General features: G+C 46.0%; 10 protein-coding genes. 4 read left to right on the top strand and 6 right to left on the bottom strand.

From position 1 onward, the window contains the following. Window positions 1-104: 104 nt before the first annotated feature. A complete protein-coding gene (gene acs / locus QUA36_RS23305; RefSeq protein ID WP_333459258.1) occupies window positions 105-2,075 on the bottom strand; it encodes an acetate--CoA ligase in 1,971 nt (656 codons plus the stop codon). A gap of 284 nt (window positions 2,076-2,359) precedes the next feature. Between acs and QUA36_RS23300 the strand changes: the two genes are divergently transcribed. Together QUA36_RS23300 and galT are read left to right on the top strand one after the other, a co-directional pair. Continuing rightward, window positions 2,360-3,019: a restriction endonuclease subunit R gene (locus tag QUA36_RS23300; protein ID WP_333166612.1), complete on the top strand. Its 660-nt coding sequence runs from the start codon at window positions 2,360-2,362 to the stop codon at window positions 3,017-3,019. A 243-nt stretch (window positions 3,020-3,262) separates the two neighbouring features. Continuing rightward, a complete protein-coding gene (galT, locus tag QUA36_RS23295; protein ID WP_333459257.1) occupies window positions 3,263-4,309 on the top strand; it encodes a galactose-1-phosphate uridylyltransferase in 1,047 nt (348 codons plus the stop codon). A gap of 253 nt (window positions 4,310-4,562) precedes the next feature. Here the strand turns inward: galT and QUA36_RS23290 are convergent, their stop codons facing one another. Both QUA36_RS23290 and QUA36_RS23285 read right to left on the bottom strand, forming a co-directional pair. Continuing rightward, window positions 4,563-4,847 (bottom strand): hypothetical protein, encoded by a 285-nt coding sequence (locus QUA36_RS23290; RefSeq protein ID WP_333166617.1) that lies wholly within the window; start codon window positions 4,845-4,847, stop codon window positions 4,563-4,565. Window positions 4,848-5,003: 156 nt separating this feature from the next. Further along, entirely contained in the window at window positions 5,004-5,981 is a 978-nt protein-coding gene (locus QUA36_RS23285) for an acetamidase/formamidase family protein (RefSeq protein ID WP_333452687.1), read from the bottom strand. Between the two features lie 324 nt (window positions 5,982-6,305). Between QUA36_RS23285 and QUA36_RS23280 the strand changes: the two genes are divergently transcribed. Beyond that, on the top strand, window positions 6,306-8,099 hold the full coding sequence (locus QUA36_RS23280; protein WP_333459256.1) for a metallophosphoesterase family protein: 1,794 nt from the start codon (window positions 6,306-6,308) through the stop codon (window positions 8,097-8,099). Window positions 8,100-8,608: 509 nt separating this feature from the next. Here QUA36_RS23280 and QUA36_RS23275 read toward each other — a convergent pair. The 3 genes from QUA36_RS23275 to QUA36_RS23265 form a co-directional block, all read right to left on the bottom strand. Continuing rightward, window positions 8,609-9,259 (bottom strand): hypothetical protein, encoded by a 651-nt coding sequence (locus QUA36_RS23275; RefSeq protein ID WP_333166626.1) that lies wholly within the window; start codon window positions 9,257-9,259, stop codon window positions 8,609-8,611. Between the two features lie 198 nt (window positions 9,260-9,457). Beyond that, window positions 9,458-10,663 (bottom strand): DUF4336 domain-containing protein, encoded by a 1,206-nt coding sequence (locus QUA36_RS23270; protein ID WP_333459255.1) that lies wholly within the window; start codon window positions 10,661-10,663, stop codon window positions 9,458-9,460. 126 nt (window positions 10,664-10,789) lie between these two features. Beyond that, entirely contained in the window at window positions 10,790-11,632 is an 843-nt protein-coding gene (locus QUA36_RS23265) for a Uma2 family endonuclease (RefSeq protein WP_242716859.1), read from the bottom strand. A gap of 119 nt (window positions 11,633-11,751) precedes the next feature. Between QUA36_RS23265 and leuB the strand changes: the two genes are divergently transcribed. Next, window positions 11,752-12,837, top strand: coding sequence for a 3-isopropylmalate dehydrogenase (gene leuB / locus QUA36_RS23260; RefSeq protein WP_333259240.1), 1,086 nt, complete (start codon window positions 11,752-11,754; stop codon window positions 12,835-12,837). Window positions 12,838-13,142: the final 305 nt, after the last annotated feature.

The raw sequence follows: 13,142 nt of genomic DNA, 5'->3' as shown, positions 1-13,142 counted from the left end.
TAACAATTAAACCGCAGATAAACGCAGATAAACGCAGATGATCTGATGGGAAATTCATCTGCGTTCATCCGCGTTAATCAGCTAAAATCTGCGGTTGCATACCCCTACGAACCTCCCCGCAACTTATCTAAAACCGTCCGGTCTTCCAAAGTCGAAGTATCCCCAGAAACCTCTTCTCCCGCAGCTAAAGAACGCAGCAACCGCCGCATAATTTTACCACTTCGCGTTTTCGGCAAAGCATCGGTAAATCGAATTTCGCCGGGACGGGCGATCGCCCCAATTTCCTTAACAACGTGCTGCTTCAATTCCTTAGCCAATTCATCGCTAGGTTGCTGGGAGTTGTCCAGCGTGACAAAAGCCACAATATCCTCACCTTTAATCTCATCAGGTTTACCAACAACCGCAGCTTCCGCCACCGCTGGATGCGATACCAAAGCTGACTCGACTTCCATTGTGCCGAGTCGGTGTCCGGCCACATTAATTACATCGTCAACGCGGCCCATTACCCAGAAATAACCGTCTTTGTCCTTGTGCGCGCCGTCCCCTGCAAAGTACACAAATTCGCCATCTTTCGGGTGCAAATATTCCCAATAGGTGCGGCGAAAACGGTCTGGATCGTTGTAAAGTGTACGCATCATTCCCGGCCAAGGATGTTTCACCACTAAATAACCGCCGCTTTCGTTAGTTACTGGTTCGCCAGCTTGGTCAACAACATCGACCACAATTCCGGGGAACGGTAGGGTTGCAGAACCGGGTTTTGTAGGAATTGCACCGGGCAAAGCGGTAATCATAATTCCCCCGGTTTCTGTTTGCCACCAAGTATCGACGATCGGACAATTCGAGTTGCCAATTACTCGTTGATACCACATCCAAGCTTCGGGATTGATCGGTTCGCCGACGGTTCCTAACAATCGTAAAGAGGACAAATTGCGCGCGTTGGGCAAGTGTTCGCCCATTTTCATGAATGTTCTGATGGCGGTGGGTGCAGTGTAGAAAACGGTGACGCCGTATTTTTCAATTACATCCCAAAAACAGCCAGGATTTGAAGGGCGAGGAGCACCTTCATACATTAAAGTTGTCGCACCGTTGGACAGCGGCCCGTAGACAATATAACTGTGTCCAGTAATCCAGCCGACATCAGCAGTACACCAGTAAACATCGGTATCTTGGAGGTCGAATATCCATTTGGTTGTCATGTGGGTATAAAGGTTATAACCACCTGTTGTATGGACGACACCTTTCGGTTTGCCGGTACTTCCCGAAGTGTAGAGTACGAACAGCATATCTTCGCTGTCCATCGGTTCGGCGGGGCAGTCGGCGGAGGCGTCTTTTTGCAAGTCGTGCCACCAAAGATCGCGCCCCGGTTCCATGTCAATTTGCTGTTTGGTACGCTGAACTACCAGAACGTTGGTAACGCTGGGTACGGCATTATTTGCTAATGCTTTGTCTACTTGTGTTTTGAGGCCGACGGCGGTATCTTTGCGGAAGCCACCGTCAGCGGTGATGACGAGTTTTGCTTCGCCGTCGTTTAGCCGATCGCGCAATGCTTCTGCACTAAAACCGCCAAAAACAACGCTGTGTACTGCACCGATTCTGGCGCAGGCTAGCATGGCGATCGCAGCTTCGGGAATCATGGGCATATAAATGCCGACGCGATCGCCCTTTTGGACTCCCAATTGTTTGATGACGTTCGCCATTTGGCAGACTTCGCGGTGGAGTTGCGCGTAGGTGAGTGTGCGGGAGTCTCCGGGTTCGCCTTCCCAAATCAGGGCGGCTTTATTTTTGCGCCAAGTGGTTAAGTGGCGATCGAGACAATTGTAAGAAATGTTAATTTTGCCGTTGACAAACCATTTAGCAAAAGGCGGTTGCCAGTCGAGCACGGTATCCCAGTTTTGGAACCAGTGCAATTCTTGGGTGGCGAGTTCTGCCCAGAAGGCTTGGGGGTCAGCTTTGGCTTTGTCGTAGATGGCTTGGTACTCTTCTAGGCTTTTGATGTGAGCTTTTTGAGAGAATTCAGCAGGCGGCTGAAATAGGCGTTTTTCATGAAGAATTGATTCGATGGTATCTTGTGACATTGCTTTTAACTTTAACTTCAATTAGTCTTTGTAACTATTGTTTGCATAAGTTGGGGCAAAAGTATGTTTATTTTCCTTAAGACTTTGGGTAATTTTGTAAGAGGTTGAGAGGTTGTTCTTTTTTTGTTCGCCGATGAATGCCGATTAACGCAGATGAAGAGGATTTTTTAGCCTATTTAATGCTTGATTATTGTTACTAATTATTGTGCTACATTTTTTATAGTTTTTGGTAAGTTATATCAGCTATAATTAGGTAGTTAGTAAAATTTAATTAAATTAAAGCTATGACCCAAAATTTAGAAGCAAGCCAACTTTCGCTAAACGACGTTCGCCGCCTTCTCAAATTGGAAAGACAAACAGGAGGAGGTTTTACTGATTTTTTCTCTCTGGAACCTCTGACGGATTTTGAACAGCAGCAACTGTGGGAAATCAGCAATGACTTTTGGCGGTATCTAGAAGCAGGTAAAGTGTCTGAAGAATTGGTTAAGTTTTTAGCACTTTCACCGTTAATGAGATTAACGGGATTTTTTAAAGTTCCTGTGGTGCTGACAATGGAAGATAGCATCCCGATCGAGGTTGAGGATGGGGATACTTTAATTAAAGGGCGCTTGGATATTTTAGCGGTAAATCAGCCGGATGCAGAGCTCGCGGCGGCACAGTTTTGGATTTTGGTAGTGGAGGCGAAAAATAGTGCGATCGATCCTTGGGCCGGTTTGCCGCAATTGCTGACTTATGCTTATAAAAGTTTGCAGCAGCAATCGTCTGTTTGGGGATTGACGACGAATGGACGTAACTATCAGTTTGTGTATCTGACGCGCGGCAATCCTTGTACTTATCAGATTTTACCAGACTTGAGTTTGACTGACAGGGAGCGATCGCTCTTGTTGGCGCAAGTGTTGAAAGCTATTTGCAAGTTGCAGAATGTGCAGTTACAGTTGGCTTAATCTCTCAGGTGAAAATCTGTGCTTACCCATACTGCCTAGACAGATATTCTGTAACATCGGGGGAAACACCTTTAGTCGCTAATCGCCCTCTATCGCTGGCTCCAAATGTTGTTAACTTCTGTTTAGAAACTGCCGCTTTAATAATAAATTAAGATTTGTTAAAAGTTTGCTCTCTTGAGTGACAAACTACAATTTGTTCTCTAAAATAAGATAGAATTTGACCCGGAAACTGAAGGTAAGAAAATGTCTGAACTTAGACAAAATTTAATTACCAGAGATTGGGTTATCATCGCCACCGAAAGGGCGACAAGACCGGATCAATTCGCTAACAAAAAAAAGTGCGAAATATTAGTGCCACCGCACCGTGCCGATTGCCCGTTTTGCGTGGGAAATGAGGAAGATGGAACCTTAGAAACTTGCCGTTTGGGCGATTCCCTACGGGATAGCTTCGCTTCACGCACTGGCTGGAAAGTCAGGGCAATTCGCAACAAATATCCCGCCCTCTCCCCGACAGCAGAATGGATGAGGATATCATCGGGAATTCACCGCACGATGGCGGGAATCGGCATTCACGAGGTAATTGTAGAACATCCGCGACACGATTTGACGACAGCTTTGTTGAGTGTGGAAGAAGTTGCCAACATACTTTTAGTATACCGCCAGCGCTATGTAGAAATTAGAAAAAATTCTTACATTGAAACAATTATTATCTTCAAAAATCACGGCGAAACTGCCGGAACTTCTCTGGAACACCCCCACTCGCAGATAGCAGCGACGCCAGTTGTACCCAGCCAATTTCGTAGCCGCATCGACGAAGCTATTAGATATTTTGATGACACCGGAGAATGTCTGTTTTGCCGGACTTTGGAAGATGAATTAGCGGCGAAGGAAAGAGTGATTTGTGAGAGTGAACATTTTGTGGCTTTTATCCCTTACGCTGCACTTTCACCGTTTCACACTTGGATTTTTCCGCGCCGGCATTCCTCTTCGTTTGATGAAATTACTGATACGGAAATTACGGATCTTGCTGATACTTTGAAAACTGTACTGGCTAAGTTTTATTACGGATTGAACAATCCCGATTACAACTATAATATTCGATCTGTGCCGATCGCCCAACGGGCAACAAAATACTTTCACTGGTATATCGCAATTATTCCCAGAGTCACCAAGCAAGCTGGGTTTGAGTTGGGCAGCGGGATGTTTATCAATACTGCTTTGCCCGAAGAAAGTGCGGCGTTTTTGCGATCTATCGAAATTCCTACCGACAGTAATTTCCTCCCCATCTAAAGTATCCTACATCACAACAGTCAAATTTACTTCAAATTGAGGTGGAAATGCACGCAGGCAGTCTGAATTGCGAGTCTGTCTTGGGGGAGGAAAGTGATATTATTTGAGATTTGATATTTGAGATTAAAAAATTGGGGATCAAGAATGATCTAAGGGTTTAGATCACCCGGCTACAGTTGCATTCTTTTGTGAAAGTGGTATCATTTACGAGCTCAACTTATGAAGGTACAAATACTTAGGGATTGTACCAAACTCACAATAAACTTTCGACATACTGCCAGCCGTCGTCGCTAAAAGTAGCTCTCAACATATCTCTAATTTTGGCATCGATCGATAATATCCCCTCACCGGAGTCACAATTCTCGCCGATGTCGCAACTGTCTTCAGACATATGTTCTTGGATGTGGGCCAGAGTATCGGCGAAATTAGCCAGAAAATAATGTTCGTGCACCCACGCTGTCGGATCGGGTATTTCTGCACTCCCAAAAGCTCGATCGACTAAATCTTTTTTGGCAACATCGTCAGTCTGGTTTTTCATGTTGAGTTCGATTTAGGTAGATTTTGTAACTTATCCCATTTTAACCTTAATTGTCAACAGAATCGCGCTCCCGATCGACCACAGCAGTGACAAATTTGTGTAGTTTGTGCGATCGCGATCCTAATTTTTTGGTCGATCGCGTGTTATTATACTACCTCACACTCCGTGACCAATAATTTTCACCTCTGGTAAAATACACTTGGGCATCATTCCGTGAACTCCTTTTTGAGGATTGTTGACAGCCTGCGTAATCCGAAAATTTACCGCGAGGGAACACAAAACATAAGCATCTTCCTCTTGGAAACCTGCAAACTTTTGCAGCCAATAAACCGTCTGTTTTACCGCCATCTCAAACGCTTCATCTAATGTTCTACCAAATCCCATAATCACAATATGAGTGGGCGTTTCTGCAAACGGAAATATCAGAAATAAATCCTTGCGTAAGATGATTTGAATAGTCCCATTCATCGAAGTTTCTATAGCAGTACCGTCAACTTCACCATCTCCTTGTGCCGAATGTCCGTCGCCGATGGACAGTAAACCGCCCCGCATAAAAACAGGTAAAAATAACCGCGTTCCTGCTTGGAGTTCCTGATTGTCCATATTGCCGCCGTAGCGCGCTGGAGGAATAGAAGAACGGTTGATTTCTGCATTGGCAACGCCGATAATTCCAAAAAAAGGATGCAGGGGAATCCGAATGCCGCTACCTGCAGGAAATTCAGCATTTTTTTGCTCTAAATCTAGCGGAATAAACCGCAATTTAGGTTCTGAGAAATACTCCGGTAAAGCTCCCCATCCCGCGCGAATTGCATTAAATCCTACTGATAAACTCGGGTAAACATCCTCAATGTGAATTTCTAAAACGTCTCCCGGTTCGGCATTGTTAACATAAATGGGGCCTGTCAGCAAGTGGGGCCCAGGGCCAACTTTGCGGTTGGGAGGCAAATTCTGACAAATATCTAAAAATTCGGGGGTGAGAAATTCGGGCGGCGCTTTGTCAGCAACATAATATCCTGAATAGGTTTCGATATCGATGCGATCGCCCGAATCCACTCTTAAAGCAGGTTCGATATTCGGAGAAAAACCGCCCAAGTGTACGGTTTTGCAGTTAGCTTTGAGAAGGTGGCGGGTCATGGGATTTTAGATTTTAGATTTTAGATTTTAGATTGAAGGAAGGGTGTTAAGAATGTTATATCGTAAGTCTCAATCATTTTTGATAATTTTTTTTAAGGAACCGCAGAGGGCGCAGAGGGCGCAGAGAAAGAGAATTGAGAGATCAGAAGATGTGAAAAAATGGTTGAAGTTTGTTAGATGGAAAATATTTTACTAATTTCTTAACTTTTTGATAATGTTGGTAGTTTAAAATTTCCAGTTGGCGGGGCGGGTTTATATGTATTTGGGGGGGGACTTCTGTTTGGCTTCTGAAACGCGCCCCTACAAAATAATGGCTAATGACTTATGTTGACACCATTGCCCAATAAAGTAGAAATTTCTCAAGGTTATTCTCGCAATCCCTGGTTTTTTGGTGTTTTGATTTTGATTGTCCTATTGCTAGGTTTCATGATGCAATCTTACCTTAACAAACCTCAGCTTTTAACCGATCCGTTTTTGCAACTTCCAACAGCAAACTCGGTGCGAGTTGTCTGGTTCACCGAGTTTCCTGGTACTCGCAACACAGTTGATTACGGCGAAAATTTGAATCAAGTTGTGACGGCAAATACTACCAAGCTAAGCCACACTCGCGAAGACAAAGACTCGCGCATCTCCGATGAAATCAAACAAAGCATAATTGACAGCAATCCAATTGTCCGCGACATCTGGCGCCACGAAGCAGAAGTCCCCAATTTAATGCCCGGTGTTCGCATTCCTTATCGAGTTACCAGCCAAAGGAAAGACGGCGCATCTGTTAGCAGCAAATTTTTCACTTTTTCTCCCACACCAGCAGCAGGAAGTGCGCTCAAAATTCTCCTAACTTCCGACCATCAATTGATGCCTATGACAGCAGCAAATCTCCAGAAAGTAGCCGAAACAATTGGGAGAGTTGACGCAGTTTTTATGGCTGGGGATTTAATTAATATACCCGATCGCGCTTCCGAATGGTTTGACGATTACCGAGGCCGCGCCTTCTTTCCCGCTTTGCAAGGTCGCGCATTTTCCGAACTGGACAAAAACGGCATCAAAACCGTTTACAGCGGCGGCGAACTGATCCAACACGCGCCTTTATTTCCCGCCATTGGCAATCACGAAATCATGGGTCGCTTTGCAACCCACAGCAAACTTGATGACCAATTTAACGATCCTTTTCCCCGCGCCGCTGCCGAGAAAATATACGCTCAACGTCCTGCATCTTTGAATCCCAATAATGACCCTTCAGTGCGCGAAATATGGCTGAAAAACAATACTTTTAATAGCGATACCTATGACGAGATTTTCAATTTACCGGGAGGCAAAAATTACTATGCTGTGACTTTTGGGGACGTGCGGCTAGTGACTTTATACGTTGCGAATATCTGGCGGACTCCGAATTTAGATCCGGGTGCCAGAGGCAGGTATCGCGAACGGGACGCAGATTTTAATAATCCCGAAAAATGGGGATACGGACAGCATATTTTTGAGCCGATTGTCAAGGGTAGCGCTCAATATAATTGGCTGCAACAAGAGTTAAAAAGTGCGGAATTCCAGCAGGCAAAATATAAAATTGTGATGTTTCACTACCCGCCGCATTCTCTGGGTGACAATATTGTACCGGCTTATACTGACCCAGTGCAAATAGTCGATCGCGCTCTCGATGGCGAGATTAAAATGGTGCGTTACGAGTATCCGAAACAGCAAGATTATCTGATTCGGGATGTAGTGCCGCTACTAGAAACAGCGGGCGTGCAGTTGGTATTCTACGGACATTCGCACTTGTGGAATCGGTTTGTCAGTTCCAGCGGAATGCACTTTTTGGAGACTTCTAATGTGGGCAACAGTTACGGTGCTTTTGCGGGGGAAAAGCGCCGATTTGTGCCGCCGGCATATCGGGAAGATTACAGCGCTATTGGAGATCCGAACGGATTGGAACCTGTGGTGCCGACTGTTGCGCCTTTGTTGGGAGAAGACGGGCGGCCGCTGCCGTATATTGATAGCAATGATATTACGGCTTTTACTATTTTTGATACGGGGGAGGGTACGGTTAGCAGCTACTATTTTGATACGCGGAAACCGGAGTCTGAAGTGGTGAAGTTTGATGAGTTTAAGTGCGAAAGGTAAGGGCACGGCGTTGCCGTGTCCCTACAGATATCTGAGTCAACTGAGATGTTGCACTATTCTCAATTAGCTGTTTAGCAACGGGCCGGAGAGCCCGTTCCACAATAACATTGAGTTTTGTGGAACAGGCCTCTTGCCTGTTCTTAAGAATGCTGCAAGATGTAATACCAAGTTGCATTGTGATGTAGAATCTAGTTGAGGGTGATAAATGTCAAATAATTTGGAAATTTCCGAAAATATTCGGCTGTTGACTCAACCGTCTTATAGCCCCAAATTAATGCCCGTTGAACATCTGTGGGAAGATTTACGAGAAAACTACTTTAATAACCGAATATTCAAGTCAATGTCTAAGGTAGTCGATGAACTTTGTCATGGACTTGTCAATCTAGCATCTAATCCGGAACGCTTGCGCTCAATGACTTATTTCCCACATTTTAGAATAAGCTCTTTGAAAGCAACTTAGTATCAGCTTATACAACAGACCTACAATGTTCGCTGGAAAAAAAGTCGAGCTAATCGCTCACTGAAAACGTGTTAATACTTTGTTCAAACGTTGGCCTGCGCTGTTCAAATTCCTCAGCAGTGGTAGAGAATGCAACAATCCACATATTGCTCCCTTGCTTAATCGTGTAGATTATCTGTTTGGCAGTTACACCGGAAATTGTTGCTTCTATCACGATCTGACCTGCCTGATAGCGGTCAAGCGACACTTTCTTCTGCTCCACGACACGAAATTCGCTGGGTAATTGTTTAGGAATCAGATCCAAGTATGTATCTATTGTCACTGTAGGTCCAACTGACTCTATAGCAATAGCGACATTACTCAGAAAACCTGCTTTACTAACCTTCGAGTCAAAAGCCCAGATGACGAATGCGGATGGATTCTGTTTGAGTGACTGAGCTACCTGCTGATAGTAGGGCCCCAAAGATTCCAGCTTCTGAACCACCACGTCCAGATATTGGCTGAGATCTCCGCCGCTATAACTCTCCGGTAACTGCAATTGTACACCGCGTCCCTCAAATTTTTTCCAACCTGGGATGGTCGTGGTTTGTGTGGGGACAAAGGGACTTGATGTTTGTTGAGAGGTTTGTGGCTGCTTGCAGCCTATGACTAGGCTTGGTAGCAACAGACAGAGTACCAGCAAAAAGTTTTTCTTATTCATGGAATTACGGTTTATATCCCAATTTGGTATCACTCATGATTGTACGTCTGAACGCAACTTGGTATAAGATGAAACTGAGATGTTGCACCCTTTTTAATTACCTGTTTAGGAACGGGCCGGAGAACCCGTTCCACAAGAAAATTGAGTTGTGTGGAACAGGCATCTTGCCTGTGCTTAACAAAGGTGGAAGATGTAAGATTAAATCTTGTCTTTCGCAGGTGGAACCAAACCAGTTTTATTCAAACCCGCATCAATCTGCCTGAGCAATTTAAAATCGTCTTCGGGTAAGGAATTAACAGGCGAGTGTTTTTCCAGAAACGAGAATGCTTGGCGGAATTCACGCGGCCGGGAGTCGATCGCACTATCGAAATGACAAGGTACAATCCTTTGAAAGTCCCAACTCGCCACTTGATCCACCCAATCAAGAGTTTCCCTCGGCGCGCGGTTGAGAATCAAAGTCTGCAAAATCGGCGCGACAAACAACCGCCCTCCTCCCCGCAAAGCCTCAAAAGATCGCACCCAATCTGTTTTCCACTTGAACGGATACAACCCGAAATAAGCTTTCCTAGAGCGTTCTGGCGCTTTGCGTGCGCTGGCAAATACCTCCGACCACGGTGGCACTTCCAGCACGCTGGGGCTAAAATACATGGCAAATAAGGCGATTCTCTGCCACCCTTTGCGCCGATTTTCGTGGGTGTCTGCCACAATGTCCGAGGCGCTTTCTTTGGCGTGAAACAGCAGCGGGTAAGAGTCGAGTTGGACGATCGCGGGCGGATTTTCGGGAATCGAAACTATGGAATCTGTTAACATCAGCGTGCGCGATCGTCTGTGAAATAACGCAACTTCGGCAAATCTGCCCAAACCGAGGTCGAGGGGGCCGAGAATTGCCCAGTCAAATTGATCCGCTAACGGCGTGTTGCTGCTGTCAAACGGCAGTACAGAGGTGCGTTTCGCCGGCAAACCCAGCCAACTCAGCGGCAAATTCACCGGGAAACTCCACTGCTGCGGGGCGACAAACACCTGCGCTTCGGGAAAACACCTCGCAAAGGGGCCGACAAAAACTTTGTGCTCGATGCCCGAAACCGTTGTCAGCAGGATGTACTTCACCTCGCCGTGCTCTGCTACTAACTCTTTTACCAAGCGGATGCACTCAGGAGTCGGTGCAACGGGGGCGTAGACGAGAAGGCCTTCGGGTTCTAGTTTAATTACTGTCATCCGAATCGGGACGATCACGTAAAAAATGCCTTGTAGCTGGTCAAAAGTCCAGATTGTGTCCTTGACTATTTCCTTGCGGATGGTGCGCCGCTTGCTGTAGGGATAGAGGGGGACAACTGGCCAAAATGCCCAAGAATAGTCCCGATAATCAATCTGTGCTGATGTTGGTATGCCTTCGCCCTCTGCCACTGGTGCGACTCCTTGCCGATTTTTTTGTACGTGCGTGCGATCGAACTGTTTTTATCTTATTTCACTCCTGTTGCGCGGATTCGAGGAGTTGAAACCGGGTTTCACCAGGCCTGGGTGCGAGAACTATTAAACCAACTGTTCAGGATCAATGCCTAGTTCCCGCAACCGCGCCGCTAGTCTTTCCTCTCGCTGTTGAGATTCTGTCAGTTGCTGTTGAGATTCTGTCAGTTGCTGTTGAGCTTCAATTACTTGCTGTTGAGATTCAATCAGTTGCCGTTCCGCCGCCGTCGCCCTTTCACCCGGACTCAAAATCAACCCTCCTTGGGCCGTAAACCACCGCAACCACAACCGATTCATACTCTTATAAGTGCCTTGCCACCAACCTAAACTCAACTGCAACTCAGGAATAAATAACCGCCCATCAATTAATTCTGCCGGTTCATAGTGGCCTCCTACAAGATGAAAAGCTCGCAATTCATCCGTGTAGCGACTGAAAATAAAATAGTAAGGAATCCGCAAAATTTGTTCATAAACTTGCCACTTAGTCGGCGGTTCCCCAGCTTGTTGAACAGTCCGCCCTAAATCTTCATCTTCAGTGCCCGGCGATAGCAATTCCACCACCACAAACGGATTTACCCGTTCTTGCCAAACTACATAACTCAAACGCATATCGCGCCCTTGATAAAGCCTTGGCACACCCACCGCAGCAAACCAATCCGGGCGTTTATGCCAGCGCGGTTGTGTTGCATCGTAATACAAATTTAGGTCACTGGCTGTAAAGACTTGTTCCGCATCCCATCCCGGCGGCAAAAAGGTGAATTCCAAGAGTTGCGGCTGATCTAAATGAAATGTATCGGGCAAACCAGGCTCCTTTGGGTCTTCGCTAGGTAAATCATACATTGTTGGCAAACTCTGCCGGGGGTCTAAAGGCGGTTCAGCTTGAGCAGGCGGGTAAGTCGGGAATGTCATAATGAATTCTGAGGTTGCTTATCCTGATATGATTATAGCCTTGTGAGAATGTCTTGCATTTCCAAAGAATTCCCATTAACTCTCAATCTCAAATCTCAAATCAAAACTCCAAAATCGATATGACTCAAAACTACCGCATCACTCTTTTACCAGGAGACGGCATCGGCCCTGAAATTATCGCTGTGGCGGTAGATGTCCTGAAACTTGTCGGTAAACAATTGGACATCGGCTTTGAATTTCAAGAAGCTTTAATGGGCGGCGCTGCTATTGACGCAACAGGCAATCCGCTGCCCGAAGAAACACTGGAAAAATGCCGCAACTGCGATGCAGTATTGTTAGCAGCAATTGGCGGTTACAAGTGGGATAATTTGCCCCGCGAACAGCGCCCCGAAACTGGATTATTAGGACTGCGCGCCGGATTGGGATTATTTGCAAATTTGCGTCCGGCGACTATTTTACCGCAATTGGTTGATGCTTCTAGTTTGAAACGGGAAGTTGTCGAAGGCGTGGATATTATGGTAATCCGCGAACTCACAGGCGGCATTTATTTCGGCAAACCGAAAGGTATTTTTGAGACGGAAACAGGCGAAAAACGCGGTGTTAATACGATGGCTTACACCGAGTCAGAAATTGACAGAATCGGGCGAGTTGCTTTTGAGACGGCCAGGAAGCGGGGGAAAAGGCTGTGTTCCGTTGATAAAGCGAATGTTTTGGACGTTTCGCAACTGTGGCGCGATCGTATTATTGCCCTTTCTTCAGAATACCCTGATGTCGAACTTTCTCACCTCTACGTTGACAACGCCGCCATGCAGTTAATTCGCTGGCCGAAGCAGTTCGATACAATTGTCACCGGCAATTTATTCGGCGACATTCTTTCCGATGCAGCGGCGATGCTAACTGGTAGCATTGGGATGCTGCCTTCTGCTAGTTTGGGAGCAAGCGGGCCGGGAGTTTTTGAACCCGTGCACGGTTCCGCACCAGACATCGCCGGACAAGATAAAGCCAATCCCATCGCCCAAGTTTTAAGCGCGGCAATGATGCTACGTTACGCCTTAAATCAACCGGAAGCTGCTAATAAAATCGAGCAAGCCGTTGTCGAAGTTTTGGATCGAGGTTATCGCACTGGCGATATCATGTCAGAAGGCATGAAACTCGTTGGCTGTCGAGCGATGGGCAATGCTTTAATTGAAGTTCTGCAAGGTTGATTTATTTACCTGGTAGGGACTAATTCTTACTCCATTAGTGTCAACTTAAAGTTAAACGTAGTATCAGTCTTCTGTGTGAGTCACAATCCTCTCGATCCCCCCTAACCCCCCTTAACAAGGGGGGAACAGGAAGCACTCAAAGTCCCCCTTTTTAAGGGGGATTTAGGGGGATCGAGACTTCGATACAAACGAGAGAGATACAGGGTTTTAGTCTTAAGTTGACACCCATAGGGCGTAGGTACAGTATTAGAACTTGACAAAAGTAGGAAAGCATGATAAGTGAATTTAGGAGCTTGTTAAATCCT

This window comes from Microcoleus sp. Pol10D4, assembly GCF_036701555.1.
Lineage (GTDB): Bacteria > Cyanobacteriota > Cyanobacteriia > Cyanobacteriales > Microcoleaceae > Microcoleus.
Note: the sequence above shows the minus strand (reverse complement) of the source record. Positions and strands in the feature narration are given on the sequence as shown.